The organism is Priestia sp. BR_2 (assembly GCF_041954005.1).
Classification (GTDB): Bacteria; Bacillota; Bacilli; order Paenibacillales; family Paenibacillaceae; genus Paenibacillus_AQ; species Paenibacillus_AQ lautus_A.
The window spans coordinates 20,490-43,021 of the sequence record NZ_JAVFHM010000071.1 but is presented as its reverse complement, the minus strand read 5'-3'; the positions used below and the strand labels follow the sequence as shown (position 1 = coordinate 43,021).

Here is a 22,532-nt window from a genome sequence, read left to right as displayed (position 1 = left end):
AATGAGATTTCGTAGAAAATAGTACGTATATCTAGGGTGTTCTATATCCACAATAGTAAGGTGCGATCTAGAGGAAGGAATGTTCAAGAATGGCATGAAGAAGTATGGGGATTTCATAAACATTTCATAAAATAGACAAGGCTGCCCAGCATACTGTGATATAATGAACAGGGTCAAGGCAGTCCGTTGTGAACGGCAAAACTACTCGGAGAAATAGGCAGGTGAACATGCAATGCACATCGTCGTTGTTGGGTTGAACTATCGCACGGCGCCCGTGGAAGTCAGAGAACGCTTTACATTCTCGGAAGAAGACATGCCTAAGGCGTTAGAGCAGCTTAATTCGACCAAGAGCGTATTGGAGGGCGTCATTGTCGCTACCTGCAACCGTACTGAGATTTATGTTGTGGTAGACCGCCTTCATATGTGCGGCTACTTTATCCGCAGTTTTATGGAACAGTGGTTCGGCATTAATCGTGAAGAATTTACGCAGCACCTCTATATATATGAAGATGAACAAGCCATTTCCCATCTGTTTAAGGTTACCTGCGGTTTGGATTCCATGGTCATTGGAGAGACGCAGATCCTGGGACAGGTGCGCAATGCTTTTTTGACGTCGCAGAAGCATGATGCCACCGGAACTTGGTTCAACATGTTATTCAAGCAGGCCGTTACGCTCGGCAAGCGGGCGCATTCGGAAACTTCGATCGGAGAGAGCGCGGTTTCGGTCAGCTATGCTGCGGTGGAACTGGGTAAACGGATTTTTGGCGCATTTAACGATAAAAAAGTGATGATACTCGGTGCAGGCAAGATGAGCGAGCTTACCGTGAAGCATCTTTATGCCAACGGCGCGGCCGAAGTGATCGTGGCCAACCGCACGCTTGGCCGTGCCGAGGAACTGGCTCGCAAGTTCAAAGGAACGCCGTGCACCATCGCCGAAGCTAAGAATTTGTTGAATGAAGTCGACATTGTGATTAGCTCCACAGGCTCGAATGAATATGTTCTGAATGCGGAGCGGGTTAAAGAGAGCATGAAGAAACGCCAGTCCCGCCCGTTGTTCATGATTGATATCGCGGTTCCGCGGGACATCGATCCGGCGGTCGGGGAGCTCTCCAACGTATTCCTGTACGATATCGATGATCTGGAAGGCATTGTGGAAACCAATCTGGAAATGCGCCGGGTGGAAGCAGCCAAGATCGAAGTGATGATTCAAGAGGAGATGGATGCATTCCACACATGGCTGAAGACGCTCGGTGTCAGACCGGCGATTCGGGCCTTGCAGGAGAAATCGAACGCCATTCATGAAGAAACGATGGAAAGCTTGTTCAACAAGCTGCCGGAGCTGGACGAACGCCAACGTAAAGTCATCCGTCGTTTGACCAAAAGCATCGTCAACCAGATGATGCACGATCCGATCAACCGGATCAAGGAGATGACGGGCGGCAAGCAGGGCGGCGAGGCATTGGATTATTTTTCACAAATCTTTGCGCTGGAAAGCTTGATCCATGAGAATGAGCAGGAAGCCCGCGGCCGCAACAAGAAAGCAACTGCACCCGTTAAAGCTGAACGGACGAAGAATGCTGTAGATCAGCAGGCAGAAGAGAAGCCGCTCAAGGTGTCTCTGGCCCCAGCCACCCTTTGAGGAGGGTGAGTATAACCCATGCTGTTAAACATAATTTATATCACCGGCATTTGTATCTATGCCCTGAGCCTTCTGTTTTATATCTCGGATTGCATTTCACGCAATTCGGTGGCGAAGCGGATAGGCACAGGGCTTCTTGTCATTACCGCGCTGCTGCAATTCGCGGGCATCGGCATCAGGGCCATGGAGGGCGGACATTTCCACTTCCCGGTATTTACGCTGTTTGATTTCCTGTTCCTGCTGGCCTTCTGCATTTCGATCACTTCGATTGCCCTGGCGTATATGAAACGCTCGGAATTTGCCGTCCTGCTCATCAACCTCGTCGGTTTTTGCGTGATGCTGGTCAATCGTTTGTGGTTCACAGCAGGAGATAATGCATTGTACAGCTGGGAGACGGAACACCGTCTCTTGCTGATTCATATTGCCCTGGCGAGCATCAGCTTCGCCGCTTTGACCGTCGGGGCCGTGTTTGCGGCGATCTACATGTTTCTCCATCGGAAGCTGAAGCACAAGCAGTGGAATGATACGGTCCGCAGGCTGCCGAGTCTGGAGAAGCTGGATGTGTATTCTTATAAAGCGCTGATGGCCGGTACGATTATTCTGGTCATGTCGCTTGTCTTGGCCGTAATGTCAGTGGCCATGGCCGGGCGGTGGACCCTGTTTTTGGATATCAAAGTATTGTCTACGCTGACGGCGCTAGCGATGTATATGGTGTATTTCATCAAACGCCGACTGTGGAGAAGGTCCGGCAGGGAGGCCGCCATATGGGCTTTAATCGGGTATGGATTCATTATATTGAACTTTTTTCTGAATACGTGGTCCGCTTTCCACAGTTGGTCAGGAGTGTGACGGCTGATGACGCATGACCATTATGTGCCCGTCCTGCTGAATTGCAGGGGACGTTTATGCTTGATCGTCGGCGGAGGCAAGGTGGCGGAACGCAAAGCGCTCACCCTGCTGAACGCCGGGGCAAGCGTACATATTGTAAGTCCTGTACTAAGAAGCGAGACGCTCCGGCATTTGGCGGGAGAGAAGGCCCTTCAATGGACGGAACGGAAGTACCGGCCAGACGATCCGGCAGGCGCGTTTATGGTCCATGCGGCAACGGATGACGCCAAGCTGAACCTGAAGATAGCCGAGGACGCCGATCGCCTTGGCGTGCTGGTTAACGTAGCCAGCGATGGCGATGCCGGTACGTTTATCAATCCGACGGTGCTGCGGCGGGGAAGGCTTATGCTGGCCGTGTCCACGTCGGGAGCAGGGCCGATGGCCGCACGCGATATACGCGATGAGCTCGAAGAACGGTTCGGACCGGAGTATGAGGATTATCTGGATTTTTTATATAGCATGCGTTCGATGATCAAGGATGAGGTGAAGTCCGCCGACGCGCGCAGGCGGCTGTTGCAAAAGGCATACCGCATGGACATGCTCGGGGAGATTCGCCGCGGAGGTTATGTGCCGTGGAGTCCGGACGAAATCAAGCAGTGGATTGAGAAGAATCAGGAGGAATGAAGGATGCGCACAATCGTAGTTGGCAGTAGACAAAGTGCTCTGGCACTGACACAGACAGGACAGGTTATCGATGATTTGAAGCGTTTGGCCAAGGAGCACGGATTGGAATATGACTTCGCGGTCAAGAAAATCGTCACCAAGGGCGACCGTATACTGGATGTTACCCTTTCCAAAGTAGGCGGCAAAGGATTGTTTGTCAAAGAAATCGAGCAGGCCATGTTGGACGGCGAAATTGACATGGCGGTTCACAGCATGAAGGACATGCCTTCCGTTCTGCCTGAAGGACTGGTTTCCGGGGCGGTGCCCGCAAGAAAAGATCCTCGCGACTGCCTGATCTCCAAAGAAGGGACAACGCTGGATGACCTTCCTCAAGGTGCCAAGGTAGGGACAAGCAGTCTGCGCCGGTCCAGCCAGCTCAAGGCCTATCGGCCTGATCTGCAGATCGATTGGATCAGGGGAAACATCGATTCCCGGATTCGCAAAATGGAGGAAGGCGAGTTTCAGGCCATCATTCTGGCAACTGCGGGCCTGCAGCGCATGGGCTGGGAGGATCGGATCACGTCGTACCTGCCGGTTGAAGTTAGTCTGCCTGCCGTAGGCCAAGGCGCTCTCGGCATTGAGTGCCGTGAAAACGATGAAGAGCTGCTGCATCTGCTCTCTCTTTATAACGATGAAGTAACCGCGCGGACCGTCGCCGCGGAACGCAAGTTTCTAAGCGAACTGAACGGCGGATGCCAGGTCCCAATCGGGGCTTACGCCGTCATGAAGAATGTGGAGGCAGGAGATTCCCGCGGCGAACAAAACGTTATACAATTAACAGGAATGGTAGGTTCTCCTGACGGCGAAATCGTCTTGAAGGAAAGCGCCGAAGGAACCGACCCTGAAGCGCTCGGAGTGGAAGTGGCTGCAAAGCTGAAAGCTAAAGGAGCGGAGAAGATACTGGCACAAGTTAGGGGTTGAGGGGATGGCAGGCAAGGTTTATCTCGTGGGAGCAGGTCCGGGCGATGCGCGCCTGATTACGATCAAAGGCAAAGAATGCATTGAAAAAGCGGATGTCGTGGTGTATGACCGATTAGCCAGTCCTCGGCTGCTGCGCTGGATGAAACCCGGAGCAGAGAAGGTCTACGTGGGCAAGCTTCCGGATCGGCATACGATGAAACAGGAACAGATCAATCAACTGCTGGTGGATTATGCTTTGGAAGGCAAGACGGTGGTCCGTTTAAAGGGCGGCGATCCCACGATCTTCGGAAGAGTCGGCGAAGAAGCGGAGCTGTTATATCGTCATGGCATCATGTACGAGATCGTCCCGGGGATCACCTCGGCGATCAGCGTGCCGGCTTATGCAGGAATTCCGGTGACGCATCGCGATCATGCCTCATCCTTATCCATCATTACAGGACATGAAAGCCCCGAGAAGCTGGACCGCATGATTCAATGGGATAAGGTGACCCATGCGACGGGGACTTTGATTTTTATGATGGGCGTGGCGAAAATCGGTTATATCAGCCGTCAGCTGATGAAGCATGGAAGGTCTCCGGAAACGCCGGTGGCTCTAATAAGATGGGGAACCCGGGCGGAGCAGGATACGCTGACGGGAACGCTGGCAGACATCGAGGACAAGGTCAAGGCAGCGGATTTTCAGCCGCCTGCCGTCATCGTCGTTGGCGAGGTGGTGCTTCAGCGGGAGCACTTGAAGTGGGCGGAACGGCTGCCCCTGTTCGGCAAAAGGATTCTGGTCACGAGGGCCCGAAGCCAAGCCAGTTCATTGGTATCCCAAATCGAGGAGCTTGGCGGGGAGCCTTATGAGTTTCCCGTCATTGAAACGGTGATGCCCTCGAAGGGCGAGGTGCTTGCCGAGATTCAAGAAGCGCTGGACAAGCTGGGTACGTATGATTGGGTGTTCTTCACCAGCGTAAACGGCGTCGAGTTTTTCTTCCGCCACCTGAAGGAGCATGGACGCGATATTCGCTCCTTGGCCTCGGCGCGCATCGTCGCGGTAGGTCCCGCAACAGCCGATGCTCTTGGGAATTACGGTATAACCGCCGAAGTGATCAAGGAGCGTTACCAGGCGGAGGGCCTTATCGATGCTTACGGTCCGGAGCTTCAGCCGGGCCAGCGCGTGCTGCTGCCTCGCGGTGATCTCGCGCGCCGATGGCTGCCGGAGAAGCTTGTGGAAATGGGACTGCATGTGACGGAAGCCGTGATATACGAGAACATGCTGTGCGGCGAGGACGATGATGAGCTGCTGAAGCTGCTTCAAGACGGCGGCATTCATGCGGTCACGTTCACCAGTTCTTCTACGGTTACCAATCTGCTGAAAGTGCTGAAGGGGATGGGCGTGGCAGAGCCTGCCGATCTGCTGAAGGAATCGACGATTGCTTGCATCGGACCGCTGACCGCGCAAACCGCGGAGGAAGCCGGACTGCACGTATCGCTCCTCGCCGAGGAAGCGACGGTCGACAGTCTGGTCAAGGCCTTGTGTGTTTGGAACGAGAGCGATCCACGCCGTATAACGACGCCATAATATCCTTATCTTTTAAATACATGATTTAAATTACATCTTATGGAGGTACAACGTCATGAGTTTTCCAATCGTACGCCATCGCCGGCTGCGTCAAAATGCCGGCATTCGCAGCATGGTCCGGGAGACCGTGCTTCATACGGAGGATCTGGTCCAGCCGATCTTCGTGACCTATGGCAGCGGTGTGAAATCCGAAATTTCCTCGATGCCGGGCGTATATCATTTTTCGCTGGATACCCTGAAGGAAGAAGTGGACGAAATCGTAAATCTAGGGATTCCTGCCGTGCTCCTGTTCGGGATTCCTGAGACAAAAGACAGTGTAGGCACGTCCGGTTTCGCGGATGACGGAATCGTCCAAGAGGCCACCCGCCTCATTAAGTCGTGGCATCCCGATCTTCTGGTCATTGCGGACACGTGCCTGTGCGAATTCACCGACCACGGCCACTGCGGCATGGTCCATACCTTCGAGCGTGACGGTCACACCTGCGGCGACGTATTAAACGACGAGTCGCTGGAGCTGCTCGTTCGCACGGCGGTCTCCCAGGCGAAAGCGGGAGCGGATATCATCGCACCTTCCAATATGATGGACGGCTTTGTCCAAGCCATTCGTACCGGACTCGATGAAGCTGGATTTTATAATGTGCCGATCATGTCGTATTCGGTTAAGTATGCTTCGGCTTTTTACGGTCCATTCCGCGAAGCCGCAGACTCCGCTCCGCAGTTCGGCGACCGCAAAACCTATCAAATGGATCCGGCTAACGTAAGGGAAGCGCTCCGCGAGGCGGAGACGGACGTGCTGGAAGGCGCGGATATGCTGATGGTGAAGCCGGCGATGGCTTACCTCGACGTTGTCCGATTGCTCAGAGACCAGTTTGATCTGCCGATAGTCGCTTACAACGTGAGCGGCGAGTATTCCATGATCAAGGCGGCGGCTCAGCAGGGATGGATCAGCGAGCAGGCGATCGTGATGGAGCTGCTGACGGGAATGAAGCGTGCCGGTGCGGACATTATCATTACGTATTTCTCGAAGGATGCGGCACGCTGGATGCGCGGCTAGCAACGATTAACGACTAAAGAGTTAGGAGTGCATAGAATGAGCCAAGATTTGCGAAAAGAAGAGTTGTCGCGTTCTGCTTTCGAAGAAGCGAAGTTATATATCCCGGGCGGCGTCAACAGTCCGGTACGTGCATTTAAATCTGTAGGACTCACGCCGATTTATATCGATCGCGGAGAAGGCAGCCGGGTATACGACATCGACGGGAACAGCTTTATCGATTATGTAGGTTCCTGGGGACCGCTGATTATGGGCCACGCACACCCTGAAGTCGTTGAAGTGCTTCAGGAGACTGCTGCCAAAGGGACCAGCTTCGGCGCGCCAACCCTGCTCGAAACGAAGATGGCGAAGCTCGTGTGCGAGCGCGTGCCGTCGATCGAGGTGGTGCGAATGGTGAATTCCGGCACGGAAGCCACCATGAGTGCCATCCGTCTGGCGCGCGGTTATACCGGGCGCAGCAAAATCATCAAATTCGAGGGCTCCTACCACGGTCACGCGGACAGCCTTCTGATCAAGGCGGGATCCGGCATAGCGACACTAGGCCTGCCTGACAGCCCGGGCGTGCCTGAAAGCGTGGCGTCCAACACCATTGCGGTTCCTTATAACGACCTGGAATCGGTACAGCTTGCCTTCGAGCGTTTCGGCGAAGAGATCGCGGCCGTCATCGTTGAGCCGGTGGCAGGGAATATGGGCGTGGTTCCGCCGCAACCAGGATTCCTGGAAGGCCTCCGCAAGGTCACTTCCGATTATGGCAGCATCCTTATTTTCGACGAGGTGATGACCGGATTCCGGGTGGACCTCAACTGCGCTCAGGGACGTTACGGCGTTACGCCTGACTTGACATGCCTGGGCAAGGTGATCGGCGGCGGATTGCCGGTCGGCGCATATGGAGGCAAGCGTGAGCTGATGGATCAGATCGCTCCGGCAGGACCGATCTACCAGGCGGGAACGTTAAGCGGAAATCCGCTGGCCATGGCAGCCGGATACACCACCCTGAAGCTGTTGACGCCTGCCGTTTATGAGCAGCTGGAGGAACGGGGGGCCCGCCTTCAGGCAGGATTCGAGCGCAACGCCAAGGAATTCGGCATCCCGCTTACGATCAACCGGATCGGCTCCATGGTCTGCCCATTCTTCACGAATTCGCCGGTCGTGAATTTCGATACGGCCAAGACGAGTGACCTGGACCGTTTCCGCCGCTATTTTGCGGCGATGGTGCAAGAGGGAGTCAGCGTGCCTCCTTCCCAATTCGAGGGCATGTTCATCTCGGCGGCCCATACGGTGGAAGATATCGATGCTACCATCGAAGCCAATTACAACGCCTTCAAAAGCCTATGAGCTACGGGGGCAGCTGGAGTAAACGCGGCGAATGGCTCGAGATGACGCCCGGCAAAGTGCTGTTGGGCCAGCCGGATCGGGATGAGGCCGCCGCCAAGTGGCTTCTGGAAACGGTCGGTATGCCCGAGAAGCTGTATCGCAAGCTTCATCATGAGCAGGGGATACAATGGAGAGGGGACCGGCTTCGGCTGGTCCTTTTTCCTTATCGGGAATACGGCATCGAACCGAGGTGGCAGGAGCTTCAGGTGTTGTACGAGGACGATTTCTGCCTGGTCGTGAACAAACCGGCCGGTTTGGCGGTCCATCCGGACAACGAAAGCCGGGAGACAACGCTGAATCATGTCGTGGCCGCCTATTACGAAGCAGAGGGGATTCACGCGGCAGTCCGTCACATCCATCGGCTGGATAAAGATACGACGGGGCCGGTGCTGTATGCCAAGAACGAATATGCGCAGCTGAAGCTTGACGAGGCCATGCGCGAGAAGAAGATCGTTCGAATGTATGCGGCTATCGTTCAAGGGAGGGTATCGCAGGAGCTGAAGCGAATCGATCTCCCGATCGGCAAGGACCGCTATCACGCAAGCCGCCGGAGGGTTTCATTAACGGGACAGGCCGCGATCACGCATATTCTCTCAGCCGAAGCGTATCCGAAAGCCAGTCTGCTGCACATTCGCCTTGAAACCGGCCGTACGCATCAGATCCGGGTCCATCTAAGCCATATGGGACATCCGCTTCTGGGGGATGTTTTGTACGGGGGACCCGGGACGTTTGCGCGCCAAGCGCTGCATGGCGAACGCCTGTTGTTCCATCATCCTTTTACGGGCGAGAGCATTGAGGTGCCGGCGCCGTGGCCTCAGGATATGATGGAGTTACGAGAGCGAATCATAGAGGGAGCGAACCGATAGGGGATGCTGCAGCGGCCCTGAACGCCCGCTAACTTCCATGCGCAATTCGCAAAAAAGTCATGCTCTCCTGTTTTCGGCATATAGATAAATTGAGTGGCAAAACTTAGGCTCATGCCGTGATGACAGATCACGGATAGTATATGCCAAAAAGGAGGACATTCCCGTGTTTGACCAGTCCTACGGATTGCGGTTCGATATTTACGAGCGTATTAATTTGACGGAAGATTTGCCGGGAATCGAAGAATTGGAAGAGGCGGAGTTGATCCCGCACATTCAGGTGATCAGCCAGCAGGACCAGGCCACGCTTCGGGGCCATTTGCTTCTAGCAGGCCTGTATAAAGGGGATACCGAAGCAGGAGAGTCGGAGCCGCTCGAGCATTGGATTCCGGTCGAGATCACGGTCCCGCTGAACCGCGTATCGTCATTGGATGACATCGCGGTCGAGATCGAGAATTTTGACGTGGATCTGTTATCCAAGCGCAGCTTGAACATAACGGGGGTTTTATCGCTCAAAGGAATCCAGGCGGCGGCTCCGGGAGCTCGTGACCAAGTATGGACCAATGAGGAATTCACAGTGGTACATGCTCCTGAAGCGAATGATATGTATGCAGGCGGAGAGCAGCAGTTCGCAGCCAATCCGTATGAACCGTATCAAGGCGGCGGAGCCAACGCTGAAGCGATTACGCCTTCGCCTTCTTATTTCAGCGAGGCTCAGCCTAGAGTCCAAGAGTCCGAGGCGGATGCGCGCACGCAGCAGTATCTGGCATCTTGGGCGGAATACGAGAATCAAATTCAAGATACGCAGGACTCGGACCGAACGGTAAGCATCTCCAGTACCCCTGAAGCCCAAGATACGGTCGAATATGCCTTACATAATGAGACGGAATTTCAGTCAGCTGAGCCGTCGACTCCGAGTGTATGGCAGTTCGAACGGGCTGCGGCCCAGCCGGAGCCGCAGCAGGAAGAACCGGCAGCCGATTTCCCGGGCGTTACTGAGCGCAATGGCGAAGAGGTTCAAGCCCTGCCGGTATTGGATTCCCCGGAAACGGAGGAAGCCCAGCCTGTTTTTGCCGAGGAAGCCGAGCCGTTGGAGGAGATAGAGGAGGAGGTTTCCGTTCAAGTCGAAGAGGCTCCGTCCAAACCAGAGCTAAAGGTTGCCTTCAACGCGAAGAACAGCACCACTAACACCGCTTCGGGCGTAGGCTTCTCCTCATTGCTTCAATCGAGCAGAACGGTTCAGGATCAGGAACAAGCAGCTCGAGACGAGGAAGAGGCCATCGAAGAATCGGTGGATGCCGTTTCGTCCGAGGATGTGGAATGGAAGAGTCTGTTCCTGGGCAACCGCCGGGAGGAAACGCCGTTCCGCAAGGTCCGGATGTGCATTGTTCAGCGTGAGGAGACACTCGACGTGATTGCCGAGCGTTATCAACTGACGCCGCGAGAGCTCTTGTTGTATAACCGCATGTCCGAACAGAATGTGGAAGAAGGTCAGGTATTATACATTCCCCAGTAATCGGGAAGTCGTCATGGGGCTAGAATGAAGCAGGCCGAGGCAGGCAGCCTTGGCCTGCTTTTTGTGCTGCGGGGAACCGGTTTGGAGGAGAGGAAGCAGAGCGAGCTTGGATTGTATGTTACAGCGAACAAGGATTTATTTGAATCGGCAGGTATGATGTCTAAATCGTTCGGAAACACTCGAAATATTGACTATATGGAACAACCACGTTATATTTGAATAGTATATGTACAGGTATTCCAAAAGCTAGAACAACGTTGAACGGGAAGAGTAGGAAGGTATGGCCTTCAGAGAGCGGAATTGCTACCAAGCGCTGTGAGATTCCGCAGGAACCAGCTTGCCGAAGTCACCCCGGAGTTGCGGACTTGAGATAGAGTAGGATCGATTGCTACCCTGGTTAGAGTTCGCCGGCCGCAGCCGTTATCTGCGTAAAGTGTCGTGCTTGACCGAAAGCCTTTCATGTTCTTCATGGGAGGACAACGGCTGCTGAACCATGTAAGCACGAAACAAAGGTGGTACCGCGAGAGAACAGTCTTTCGTCCTTTGAGGACGAAGGGCTTTTTTTGTTTCACGCCAACTATGATATCCACGAACACGCCCGGAGGCTAAAACGTTTCGGGTTAGCAAAACTGATTAACAGTATCGGAGGTACGAAAATATGGATCAAAAACAAAACCAATCCCAGTTAGAAATGCCGACGACGTATGATCCGAAGGCAGCCGAACAAAAATGGTATCCGTACTGGAAGGAAGGCGGCTTTTTTGAAGCCGGCAAGCGACCGGACGCGGAGCCTTACACGATTGTTATTCCTCCTCCTAACGTTACGGGCATGCTCCATATCGGCCATGCGCTTGACTTTACGCTGCAGGACATCCTGATTCGCGTGAAGCGGATGCAGGGCTACGATGCGCTGTGGCTCCCCGGTTCCGACCATGCGGGCATCGCCACGCAAACCAAGGTAGAGCAGAAGCTTCGCGAAGAAGGCGTTACCCGTTACGATCTGGGACGCGAGAAATTCCTGGAGAAGGTGTGGGAATGGAAGGACCTGTACGCAAACACGATCCGTGATCAGTGGTCCAAGATCGGCCTGTCCCTCGATTACTCCAGAGAACGTTTCACGCTCGACGAGGGATTGTCCGAAGCCGTACGGGAAGTATTCGTCAAGCTTTACGATAAAGGGCTCATCTACCGCGGCAAACGCATCATCAACTGGGACCCGGCTGCCCGCACGGCTTTGTCCGATATTGAAGTGGAGTACAAAGAGGTCAACGGCCATTTGTATCACCTGCAATATCCGCTGAAGGACGGCAGCGGCTCCATTACCGTGGCAACCACCCGTCCGGAGACCATGCTCGGCGATACGGCGGTCGCCGTTCATCCCGAAGACGAGCGCTATAAAGACATGATCGGCAAGACATTGGTGCTGCCTATCGTGGGCCGCGAGATTCCGGTTATTGCGGATGAGTACGTGGAGAAGGACTTCGGCAGCGGTGCGGTTAAAATTACGCCGGCGCATGATCCGAACGACTTCGAGATGGGGCTGAGACATGACCTGCCGCAAATTACCGTAATGGATGAATCCGGAACGATGAATGAGTTTGCCGGCAAATACCAGGGCCTTGACCGTGCAGAATGCCGCAAGCAGATCGTCAGCGACATGAAGGAATCGGGCGTATTGCTTCGCATCGAAGACCATGTCCATCAGGTTGGCCATAGCGAAAGATCCGGTGCGGTGGTCGAGCCTTACCTGTCGACGCAGTGGTTCGTTAAGATGCAGCCGCTTGCGGAAGCAGCCGTGGATGCGCAAAAATCCGGCAAGGGCGTGAACTTCGTGCCTGACCGGTTCGAGCGAACCTATCTGCACTGGATGGAGAATGTACGCGATTGGTGCATTTCCCGTCAATTGTGGTGGGGTCACCGGATCCCGGCGTGGTATTCCGAATCCACGGGCGAAGTGGTTGTTGCCATGAATGAAGAGGAAGCCCGCGCGAAGCTGGGCGAGGATGATCTGAGACAGGACGAGGATGTGCTGGATACCTGGTTCAGCTCCGCACTCTGGCCGTTCTCGACCATGGGCTGGCCGGACCAGGACAGCGAGGATTTCAAACGTTATTATCCGACCAGCGTTCTCGTAACGGGTTACGACATCATCCCGTTCTGGGTGTCGCGGATGATTTTCCAAGGACTTGAATTTACAGGCCAAATGCCGTTTAAGGACACGCTGATCCATGGCCTGGTTCGGGATAGCGAAGGCCGCAAGATGTCCAAGTCGCTGGGCAACGGCATTGACCCGCTCGAGGTTATTGAACAGTATGGCGCAGACGCTATGCGTTATATGATATCGACCGGCAGCACGCCGGGTCAGGATCTTCGATTCCGCTGGGAACGCGTGGAGCAAGCGCGTAACTTCGCTAACAAAATCTGGAATGCGTCGCGGTTTGCGCTCATGAACCTGGAGGGCTTCACAGCGGCGGATATCGACATTTCCGGAGAGCTGGGAACAGCGGACCGGTGGATTTTGCACCGTTTGAACGAAACTTCCCGCGACATTACGCGTCTAATTGATGCCTACGAATTTGGCGAAACCGGTCGACTGCTCTACAATTTCATCTGGGATGATCTGTGTGACTGGTATATCGAATTTGCCAAGCTGTCCCTATATGGCGAGGATCAAGCAGCCAAGAAAAAGACGCAGTCGGTGCTTGCCTATGTGCTGGACCGCACGATGCGCTTGATTCACCCGTTCATGCCGTTCATCTCCGAAGAGATCTGGCAGCATTTGCCGCATGAAGGCGAGACCGTTATGCTGGCTTCTTGGCCGACCTATGATGAGGCGTTTGAGAATACGGAAGCTGTTACCGAAATGAACCTGCTGATGGATGTGATCCGTGCCGTACGTAACATCCGGGCGGAAGTGAACGTGCCGATGAGCAAAAAAGTAGAACTGCAATTGAAACCGGTAAGCGGGCAAATTGCCGGCATTATCGATCGCAATTCCGATTATATTCGCCGCTTCTGCAACACGTCGGAATATGAGTCCTCCCTTGCGCTTGAGGCGCCGGATAAAGCGATGACCGCCGTGGTGACAGGTGTTGAGATGTATCTGCCGCTTGCCGGACTGATCGATATCGCTCAGGAGATCACGCGTCTGGAGAAGGAAATTCAGCACTTGAACAGCGAAGTCGAGCGTGTGGAGAAGAAGCTGAACAATCCTGGTTTCGTATCGAAAGCACCCGAGAAGGTGATTGAGGAAGAACGGGCGAAACTCGCGGATTACTCGGACAAACGATGCAAAGTGATTGCGCGCATCGAAGAATTGAGAGGCTAATGGGCAAGATGAATCTGGACCAGAAGGTGAGAACGATGGTTGATCAATCGGCAGCTGCAGCGGCAGCTCCGTTCCATACCTATGAGGAAGCGGTAGCTTGGATCAATGGGCTGATTCCGTTTGGGATCCGCCCTGGCATGGATAGAATTCAGCGATTGATGGAGCTGCTCGGCCATCCGGAGCGTCGATTAAAATTTATCCACGTGGCCGGAACGAACGGAAAAGGCTCCACATGCGCTTTTTTAACAAAGGTTCTGCTTCAAGGGGGATTCACGGTAGGCACCTATACGTCCCCCTATATTACGAAGTTTACCAATCGGTTTCAGTATAACGGCGAAGACATACCGGAAGAGACGCTGCTGGAACTCGCGAATCGCTTAGAGCCGCTTGTTGCCGAAATTGCGGGCTCCGGGCTTGGATCGCCCACGATGTTTGAGGTGTCCACGGCTCTTGCGATCCTGTATTACGGCGAGGTGTCTTATCCGGACGTGGTGGTATGGGAGACCGGACTTGGCGGTCGTCTTGACGTGACCAATATCGTTCATCCCATCATTTCGGTGATCACGAACATCGGCATGGACCATACCGACGTTCTGGGAGATACCATTCAGGAGATCGCCATGGAGAAGGCCGGCATCATCAAGCCCGGAGTGCCCGTGGTGAGCACGGTCACTCAGCCTGAGGCTGTCGAAATTCTGAAAGAAACGGCCGCCAAAAACCGTACAAGTCTGTACCTCGTAGACGAGCAATTCTCTTATGAACGGCTGCGCGGGAACGAAGAAAGCCAGACTTTCCGTTTTAAGGGACCGTTCCGGGATATGGATTTGGATATTTCGATGCAGGGCGAGCATCAATGCGCCAATGCCGCGGTTGCCATGATGACGCTGGAGGTGCTTCGCCAGTACATGGCCTTTATCGTGGATGAAGAAGAATTGCGTGCCGGGTTTAAGGATACGTTCTGGGCGGGAAGACTGGAGCAAGTACAGTCCTCCCCGCGGATTGTTCTCGATGGCGCGCACAACCCCGAAGGGGCTGAATCCTTGGCCAAAAGCTTGCCGCAGATCTATAAGTATCGGAAACTGAACTTAATGATGGGAATGCTGGCAAATAAGCATCATGAATCGTATTTGCAGCATATACTGCCAATAGTGGATACGCTTATCCTGACTGAACCGGATTTCCGGAAGAAACTGGACGCCAAGGCGCTTGGTGACATCGTAGAGCAGGTAAGGGAGAAATACGCCAAACATACACTGCAAATCATCATAGAACCAAATTGGAAAAACGCACTTGAAGAGTTGAAGTCACGGACGGAAGCGGAGGATCTTGGGGTGGTGTCGGGCACGTTGTACCTGATTGCCGACGTGCGTTCCAACCTCCTGGGCCTTTCCGATTCTGAAAAAGGTTGGTGATATCTGTTGAATACATCAGAACATGTTCATTTTATAGGAATTGGCGGCTACGGGATGAGCGCCATAGCGCGAGTAATGCTGGAGATGGGTTATAAAGTCACGGGTTCTGACGTGGCATCGCAAGAATTGACAGAAAAGCTGGCGGCCAAGGGCGCCAAAATATACATTGGACATACCGCCGAGCAAGTCCAAGGCGCGGACCTTGTGGTGTACTCCACGGCATTGTCCAAAGACAACGTGGAGCGGGTCGAGGCAGAGAAGCTGAACATTCCTGTCCTTCACCGTGCGCAGATGCTGGCGCGTCTTTTGAACGAACGCAAAGGCGTGGCCGTAGCGGGAGCGCATGGCAAGACAACCACTTCATCCATGATTGCGCTCGTGATGGAAGAATGCGGAGTCGATCCGACATTTATCATCGGCGGGGAAATTATGAACGTGGGCACGAATGCCAAAGCGGGCGAAGGCGAGCATGTGGTAGCCGAAGCCGACGAGAGCGACGGTTCATTCCTGCAATACCATCCATGGCTCGGCGTCGTTCTGAATATCGAAGCCGATCACCTGGAGAATTACGAAGGGGATTTCAATCGTCTCAAGGCCGCCTACGTGCAATTCCTCAGCCAGATCAAGGCTGACGGTACAGCCGTGGTTTGCGCCGACGATAACAACATTCAGGCGATTTTGCCTGACCTGAAATGCAACGTGACCACATACGGCATACATGCGGATGCGGAGTATACGGCAACCAATCTGGTGCTGGGCGACCGTCACGTCAGCTTCACGATGCTTCATAACGGCATGGAGCTGGGCACCGTCGAGCTGTCCGTACCGGGCAAACATAATGTCTACAACGCCATGGCCACGGTGATATGCTGCTTGAAGAGCGGCATCTCGTTCGAGGCGATTGTAGAGGCCATCGTCAAATTCAACGGGGCTAAGCGCCGCTTCCAGGTGCTTGGCGAAGCTGAAGGCATTCTGGTGATTGACGACTATGCGCATCATCCGACCGAGATCGAGGCGACGATCAGTGCCGCTAAAGCTACGGGCAAACGGATCATTGCCGTATTCCAGCCGCAGCGGTATTCGAGAACCTTCTTCCTGCTGGATGCGTTTAGCCGCGCGTTCGGGGAAGCGGATGAGGTGATCATCACCGATATTTACTCTCCTGCCGGCGAGAAGCAGATCGAGGGCATCAGCTCGGGTAAGCTGGTGGAGCTGATCGTTCAGAACAGCAATGCCGGTGCCCGCTATTTGCCTACGAAGGAAGATGTCCTGAACGATCTCAAAGGTCGCGTAAAAGAAGGCGACCTGGTTCTCACGATGGGAGCGGGCGACATCTGGAAGGTCGGCGCGGCTTTAGCGGAGTTCATTAAGGGCAAGAAATAAAGGTTGCCTGCTTCCTTTGCTGCTTCGCTGCAGCAGGGGACTGCATTGGCTTTGCCTCTTATGAGGGGACAAAGCCAGCATCGATAACGATACGAAGGGCTGATCAAGATCATTTCTTGGTCAGCCCTTTTGTTTTTCGCATACTCATAAGTTGCCAAGCTTGATCATATAGCTAGGTGTAGAAGGACAAGTGAGGTGTGTGGATATGAATAAAGCACGGATGACGATACGTTTCGATCACGATCCGCCGAAGGGCAGGAACAAAGACCATGCGCGAGAGGAACACGACGCGAACCAAAACGTTCCGGCGGGCCAAAACCCCCGGGTCTACGACCGCCATTCCGTCTTCGACGAATATGACACAGCGGCAGCAAATCGGTTTACCGATACGGACACTTCGTACGAACCTCAGAGGAGCGTTCAGCAGGATCATCTGCGCGTCGTTCCGCCGCTCCGGGAGGAGCGGGATACCCGGGACGTGGACGATCGTGACTGGAGACCATCGCGCAATCATCGGTCCAGGGGACGGCTGGCTGAGGAAAGACGGCGCCTGGACCATGATAACGGCTGGCCGTACGACGATGCCCCTGATGCCCCTGTAGAATCGGATACATACCATCACGTGCACGAGGAGCTCTACGACCTCCATGATGATGCGTTTTCCGGGAGAATGACCCCCGAAGCGAACGACCCCCATTGGAATCTCGGGCCCGAGTCGGATCTATATGAGACATCTGCCGGAGATTACGGTTATTATCGCTCACGCAAACCCACCTCCCTCTGGAAGATGGCGGTGTCCGTGACCGCCGCCGTCATCACGGGCCTACTGTTCGGGTACATGGTGCTGTCCATGTTTAACGGCGGCGACGCCGGCGAGAACCCGGCAACGGGGCAGCTCGAGAGCAGTGATCCAGGGAACTTAGCGCCGACCGATCCATCCGGGGGAGCGGGGGCATCACCGACGCCTGATATGACCGAATCGGCTGTTCATATACCGGAGCAAAACTTTTATCTGCTTCAATACGGCGTGTTCAGCACGCCCGAGCGGGCAGCGCAGGCGATCGGGGAACTGCAGCAATCCGGTATTGCCGCCGGCGGCGATCTGGACGAGGAGAACCGCGTGTATGCGGGCATCTCGCCCGACCGCGAGCAAGCGAAGCTGCTCAGCAATCAGCTTAAGGCCGAAGGGGTTGAATTATACGTTAGAGAGATCGCGCTGCCGGGCATAGAGTCAGCGGCATTCGCTGGCGAGGAGCAGACGCTGACGGACTATTTTACGATAAGCGGGGAGCTGGTATCGGAGCTTAGCCAACTATCGGCATCCTTGCTGGGCATGCAGGAGCCCGGCGCAGCGATGTCGGAGCATATGAATACCATCACGAATCTGCATCAGCAATGGATCCAATCGGTCAAGCAGCTGGCCGCAGGCTTGGGTCCGGAGACCGGGGCCGCGCTGCCGGCCATGGAGCAGTCGATGAACAGTTCGATCACGGCGCTCTCCGAATACAACAAAAATCAATCCAAGGGGCATTTGTGGGAGATTCAAACAGGCATGATGAACTATGTCATGGGCCAAAAGAAACTCCTGGATGGCCTATAAATTCAAATTTACGTCAAATCCGGCTTGGAACTGGAAATAGTTCCCCATGCCGGATTTCTGTTTGTATTGCTTATCGATTCACCGTATAATAATTAGGGTGTCAAAAAATGGCGAGGGAAGAGGATGCATGAAGAAAAATAAAGGAATGCTCATCTTGTTTTTGCTGCTGGGGTGGCTGACGGGAACATGGCTTGCCAAGGCGCTTCAACCGGTCAAGGCTCTGGCGTTTCTGACGTCTACTACACCGATTAAGTGGTCGCCTTCAGCTGATTTTGACATTATTCGTTATGACATTAACCTTGAACTTAACTTTTGCCTGCTCAGTCTGCTCGGCATTATTGCTGCCGTCTGGTTATACCGCAGGCTCTAAGACATGACAAAGGAGATTATCCCCCTTGAATGAGAAGAGAAACCGCCGCATTATATTGGCTTCCACCTCTCCTCGGCGTCAGGAATTGATTGCCTCCCTTCGTATCCCATTCGAGATTATGCCAAGTGAAGCTGACGAGGACACACCGCAAGGGTGGTCGCCAGAGCGAATTGTGGAGTCACTGGCGCTGCGCAAAGCGGAAGCGGTTCTCCGAAAGCTGACGGATGATCCGGGAGATGGTATCATTGTGGGAAGCGACACGATTGTGGTCGTAGATGACCATGTCCTCGGGAAGCCGGAGGATCAAACTGATGCTGCAAGGATGTTGTCCATGCTTCAAGGACGGGCACACTTCGTTTACACGGGAGTGGCTTGCATCGACCGGCGTTCCGGTCGCGCCAAGGTATCTCACCGCGTGACGACCGTAAAGATGAAATCGTTAAGTGATGATGCGATCGCGGCTTACGTAAAGAGCGGGGAACCTGCCGACAAAGCAGGCTCGTATGCGATTCAAGGCCTGGGTGCAACCATCGTGGAAGGAATCGAAGGCGACTACTTTAACGTTGTCGGCCTGCCGCTTTCTCTGCTCTCGGACATGCTGTCTGAAATGGGGATGGATGTACTCACCGATTCATAGATATAGAACACGGCATCCGAAGCCAACGGAATCATGGAAGCTTCGGTGACCTGCTGATTTAAATCTTAGAAAAGAGGGGAATATATGGAGTCGCCAACGCTATTGCTGCGCGACATCCCCCATGATGAACGACCAAGAGAGCGCATGATGCAATATGGGGCGAGCGCTTTAAGCCATGCAGAATTGCTGGCGATACTGCTTCGGACCGGTACCCGCCAGGAATCTGCCGTACATATAGCCCAGCGGCTGCTGGGGGAAGCAGGCGGCATCCGGCAGCTCGTTGATCTTAGCATCGAGGAAATTACGCAAATCAAAGGAATTGGAACCGCCAAGGCTGTTCAGCTGAAGGCTGGCATCGAGCTTGGACGGCGCTTGGCCGCATCGAGACATGTAGAGCCGGTTATTATCCGCAGTCCGCATGACGCGGCAGAACTGCTCAGTGAACAGATGCGGTATTTACAGAAAGAGCATTTTGTCTGTGTATTTTTAAATACGAAAAATCATGTCATTGCCCAGGAAACGCTATCGATGGGGAGCCTTAACGCCTCCATCGTTCATCCCCGCGAGGTGTTCAGAGCGGCCATCAAATGCAGCAGTGCATCCCTGGTGTGCGCGCATAACCATCCGAGCGGAGATCCGACGCCCAGCCCGGAGGACATTTCGCTGACTGCACGCTTAGTGGAGGCAGGACAGATTGTCGGGATCGACGTGCTGGATCATCTGATCATCGGGGACGGATCGTTTGTAAGTTTGAAGGAACGGGGCTTGATGTAATATAATAGTTCAGATTGACGAAGAAAGGGAGATACATCATGTTAGGTGGTTTTACGAAAGATTTGGGAATCGATTTGGGGACGGCAAATACGCTGGTTTATGTCCGTGGAAAAGGAATTGTCGTAAGAGAGCCTTCCGTGGTTGCTCTGCGTACAGATACAAAGAGCATTGAAGCCGTCGGGGAATCGGCTAAGAAAATGATTGGACGGACGCCAGGCAACATTCGTGCCATTCGTCCGATGAAAGACGGCGTCATTGCCGATTTTGATACAACGGCTACGATGATTAAATACTTTATTCGTCAAGCGCAGAAGCAGCGTTCCATCTTCCCGCGCCATCCGAACGTGATGGTATGCGTACCTTCCGGCATTACGGCGGTCGAGCAGCGTGCGGTTGAAGATGCGACCAAGCAAGCGGGTGCACGCGAAGCCTACACGATCGAGGAGCCTTTTGCAGCGGCAATCGGTGCAGACTTGCCCGTGTGGGAGCCTACGGGCAGCATGGTCGTAGATATCGGCGGAGGCACGACCGAGGTTGCGGTCATTTCCCTTGGCGGGATTGTAACCAGCCGCTCCGTGCGCGTTGCGGGCGATGAAATGGACGAGTCCATTATTTCTTATATCAAACGCCAATACAACTTGATGATCGGTGAGCGCACTTCCGAGCTGCTCAAGATGGAAGTAGGCTCCGCGATGCCGCTGGAGACCGTGGAAACGATGGAAATTCGCGGCCGCGACTTGGTGACGGGTCTGCCGAAGACGATCACGATTACATCGGATGAGATCAGCGAAGCGTTGGCAGACACCATTAATGCCATCGTTGAAGCCGTTAAGGTTACCCTTGAGAAATGTCCTCCGGAGCTTGCTGCGGATATTATGGATCGGGGCATCGTGCTTACGGGAGGCGGCGCATTGCTTCGCAACCTGGACAAGCTGCTTGCCGAAGAGACCGGCATGCCGGTCATCGTTGCGGAGAATCCGCTGGATTGCGTGGCCATTGGCACAGGTAAAGCGCTCGAGAACATTCACTTGTTTAAATCCCGGAGCAGCTCTGCCGTCCGTTCCAAACGGTAGAAACCAAAATAAAAGTGTAAACCCCTAATGTTGGGAGAGAAAACAGTAAGTTAGAGGGTGTTGCAACTGTTTAAGCTGCTAGGCAATAAGCGTTTGTTCATTATGCTCATCGGGCTGGTAGCGTTTATCGCTATTATGGGGTTTACGCTCGGCCCGAGAGCTTCTTTATCTTGGCCTGAAAAATTCGTCAAAGATACGGTCGGTTTTGTGCAAAGTGTGTTTTATAAGCCCGCTGCTTATATAGCGGGTTTCTTTGAAGATGTACGGAACATGAAGGAAATCTATGAAGAGAATGAGGAACTGCGAAGAGCGGTAGCCCAATATTCCCGGGAGAGCGCCAGTTACAACAACATGAAAGCTAATTACGAGGCGCTGAAGGATCAACTTAATTTTACCGAAAACCAGAAAAATAGGGACAAATACGAATATCGTACGGCACAGGTTCTCAGCGTCAACTCGGATCCAAACAACCGTACGCTTGTCATTGATCTGGGCGAACGTGATGGAGTCAGAGTAAACATGTCGGTTACCACGGTGGATGGTATGGTTGGCATCATCAGCAGCGTGAGCAATTTCACCTCCACGGTGAAACTGCTGACCACGATGGACGCCCAGGATCCGAATCCGCAGCCGATTTCGGTCACGGCCATCGGCAAAGAGGATAAGACGTTCGGCGTTGTCGAGAGCTACGATGAGAAGACCAACACGCTGCTCATGACGCGTATTACAGAAGATGATCCGATTAAGCCCAAAGATAAAATTATCTCATCCGGTGCCGGAGGCGTTATACCGCAAGGCTTGATTATCGGTGAGGTGAAAAGCGTTCAGGTAAGCCAATACGGACAGAGCAGAACGGCTACGATCGAACCGGCGGCCAAGTTTGACGACTGGAAGTATCTGATCGTTGTCTTTACGCCTGAGGAGCCGGAATAAGATGGCACGTAAACAGATCCTGATTCTGCTGCTGTTCGTGCTGTTCATTCTGCAGGGCACGGTGTTTTTCTGGTTAACGCCAAGCTCGCTGCAGCTTCAGATTTATCCTAATTTCGTGTTGGTTTGTTTGTTTTTTGTATCGATTTATTACCATCGCCACACGGGGCTCGTGCTCGGACTCCTATTCGGCATGCTTCACGATATCGTGTATTACGGCGAGATGATTGGCACTTATTCGTTTGCTATGGGCGTATCCGCATATCTGGTGGGGCTTGTCTTCAAGTCCCCGCGGGCGCCGCTGCCCATGATGATGACCATTGTTATTCTGGGAAGCTTGTTGTTTGACAGTACGCTTTTTGGCATATATAAGGTATTTCGACTCAACCCGACTTCTTATAATTGGTCACTGCTTCATCATATGCTTCCCAATCTCCTTGTTCATTTTGCCTTTGCTCTGGCAATTTACGTTCCCTTACGCAAGCAGATTGAGCTGGTAACGAAGAATCAGAGAAGGAAGGCAACCTGAACCCTCTCCAATATGAC

At 53.7% G+C, this 22,532-nt stretch carries 20 protein-coding genes and 1 other annotated feature; all 20 genes read left to right on the top strand.

Features of this window, described 5'->3' with window-relative positions:
• Positions 1–232: 232 nt before the first annotated feature.
• The 20 genes from hemA to mreD all read left to right on the top strand — a co-directional run bounded on the left by hemA (position 233) and on the right by mreD (position 22,515).
• The gene (gene hemA / locus RB298_RS01595; RefSeq protein WP_009594030.1) at positions 233–1,639 is read left to right on the top strand and encodes a glutamyl-tRNA reductase; all 1,407 of its coding nucleotides are present in this window, start codon (positions 233–235) and stop codon (positions 1,637–1,639) included.
• Positions 1,640–1,657: 18 nt separating this feature from the next.
• The gene (gene ccsA / locus RB298_RS01590) at positions 1,658–2,488 is read left to right on the top strand and encodes a cytochrome c biogenesis protein CcsA (RefSeq protein WP_009594011.1); all 831 of its coding nucleotides are present in this window, start codon (positions 1,658–1,660) and stop codon (positions 2,486–2,488) included.
• A 6-nt stretch (positions 2,489–2,494) separates the two neighbouring features.
• Complete coding sequence (locus tag RB298_RS01585) at positions 2,495–3,151, top strand: precorrin-2 dehydrogenase/sirohydrochlorin ferrochelatase family protein (protein WP_096775395.1); 657 nt, start codon at positions 2,495–2,497, stop codon at positions 3,149–3,151.
• A 3-nt stretch (positions 3,152–3,154) separates the two neighbouring features.
• Positions 3,155–4,111, top strand: coding sequence for a hydroxymethylbilane synthase (gene hemC, locus RB298_RS01580; protein ID WP_145038565.1), 957 nt, complete (start codon positions 3,155–3,157; stop codon positions 4,109–4,111).
• 4 nt (positions 4,112–4,115) lie between these two features.
• The gene (gene cobA / locus RB298_RS01575; RefSeq protein WP_486045413.1) at positions 4,116–5,675 is read left to right on the top strand and encodes a uroporphyrinogen-III C-methyltransferase; all 1,560 of its coding nucleotides are present in this window, start codon (positions 4,116–4,118) and stop codon (positions 5,673–5,675) included.
• A 55-nt stretch (positions 5,676–5,730) separates the two neighbouring features.
• On the top strand, positions 5,731–6,729 hold the full coding sequence (hemB, locus tag RB298_RS01570) for a porphobilinogen synthase (RefSeq protein ID WP_096775398.1): 999 nt from the start codon (positions 5,731–5,733) through the stop codon (positions 6,727–6,729).
• 36 nt (positions 6,730–6,765) lie between these two features.
• A complete protein-coding gene (hemL, locus tag RB298_RS01565; protein WP_486045411.1) occupies positions 6,766–8,061 on the top strand; it encodes a glutamate-1-semialdehyde 2,1-aminomutase in 1,296 nt (431 codons plus the stop codon).
• Positions 8,058–8,966 carry an RluA family pseudouridine synthase gene (locus RB298_RS01560; protein WP_192569330.1) on the top strand — a complete coding sequence of 303 codons (909 nt, stop codon included), beginning with the start codon at positions 8,058–8,060 and terminating at the stop codon, positions 8,964–8,966. Before hemL ends, RB298_RS01560 begins: the two co-directional genes overlap by 4 nt.
• A gap of 163 nt (positions 8,967–9,129) precedes the next feature.
• Positions 9,130–10,479: a LysM peptidoglycan-binding domain-containing protein gene (locus RB298_RS01555; protein ID WP_486045408.1), complete on the top strand. Its 1,350-nt coding sequence runs from the start codon at positions 9,130–9,132 to the stop codon at positions 10,477–10,479.
• Between the two features lie 24 nt (positions 10,480–10,503).
• Complete coding sequence (locus tag RB298_RS01550; RefSeq protein ID WP_009594017.1) at positions 10,504–10,698, top strand: hypothetical protein; 195 nt, start codon at positions 10,504–10,506, stop codon at positions 10,696–10,698.
• A gap of 29 nt (positions 10,699–10,727) precedes the next feature.
• Positions 10,728–11,026, top strand: a binding site (T-box leader).
• 111 nt (positions 11,027–11,137) lie between these two features.
• Positions 11,138–13,807 carry a valine--tRNA ligase gene (locus RB298_RS01545; RefSeq protein WP_486045406.1) on the top strand — a complete coding sequence of 890 codons (2,670 nt, stop codon included), beginning with the start codon at positions 11,138–11,140 and terminating at the stop codon, positions 13,805–13,807.
• 8 nt (positions 13,808–13,815) lie between these two features.
• Positions 13,816–15,219: a bifunctional folylpolyglutamate synthase/dihydrofolate synthase gene (locus tag RB298_RS01540; protein ID WP_096775435.1), complete on the top strand. Its 1,404-nt coding sequence runs from the start codon at positions 13,816–13,818 to the stop codon at positions 15,217–15,219.
• Positions 15,220–15,225: 6 nt separating this feature from the next.
• Positions 15,226–16,602 (top strand): UDP-N-acetylmuramate--L-alanine ligase, encoded by a 1,377-nt coding sequence (gene murC, locus RB298_RS01535; protein ID WP_036662695.1) that lies wholly within the window; start codon positions 15,226–15,228, stop codon positions 16,600–16,602.
• Between the two features lie 205 nt (positions 16,603–16,807).
• Positions 16,808–18,202 (top strand): SPOR domain-containing protein, encoded by a 1,395-nt coding sequence (locus tag RB298_RS01530; RefSeq protein ID WP_486045404.1) that lies wholly within the window; start codon positions 16,808–16,810, stop codon positions 18,200–18,202.
• A gap of 127 nt (positions 18,203–18,329) precedes the next feature.
• Positions 18,330–18,572 (top strand): DUF4321 domain-containing protein, encoded by a 243-nt coding sequence (locus tag RB298_RS01525; protein WP_486045402.1) that lies wholly within the window; start codon positions 18,330–18,332, stop codon positions 18,570–18,572.
• A 25-nt stretch (positions 18,573–18,597) separates the two neighbouring features.
• Entirely contained in the window at positions 18,598–19,209 is a 612-nt protein-coding gene (locus RB298_RS01520; protein ID WP_192569327.1) for a Maf family protein, read from the top strand.
• An 84-nt stretch (positions 19,210–19,293) separates the two neighbouring features.
• A complete protein-coding gene (gene radC / locus RB298_RS01515) occupies positions 19,294–19,983 on the top strand; it encodes a RadC family protein (RefSeq protein ID WP_009593994.1) in 690 nt (229 codons plus the stop codon).
• 38 nt (positions 19,984–20,021) lie between these two features.
• Positions 20,022–21,056 carry a rod shape-determining protein gene (locus tag RB298_RS01510; RefSeq protein WP_009593998.1) on the top strand — a complete coding sequence of 345 codons (1,035 nt, stop codon included), beginning with the start codon at positions 20,022–20,024 and terminating at the stop codon, positions 21,054–21,056.
• A 57-nt stretch (positions 21,057–21,113) separates the two neighbouring features.
• On the top strand, positions 21,114–21,989 hold the full coding sequence (gene mreC / locus RB298_RS01505; protein ID WP_090910438.1) for a rod shape-determining protein MreC: 876 nt from the start codon (positions 21,114–21,116) through the stop codon (positions 21,987–21,989).
• 1 nt (position 21,990) lies between these two features.
• Complete coding sequence (mreD, locus tag RB298_RS01500; RefSeq protein ID WP_090910437.1) at positions 21,991–22,515, top strand: rod shape-determining protein MreD; 525 nt, start codon at positions 21,991–21,993, stop codon at positions 22,513–22,515.
• Positions 22,516–22,532: the final 17 nt, after the last annotated feature.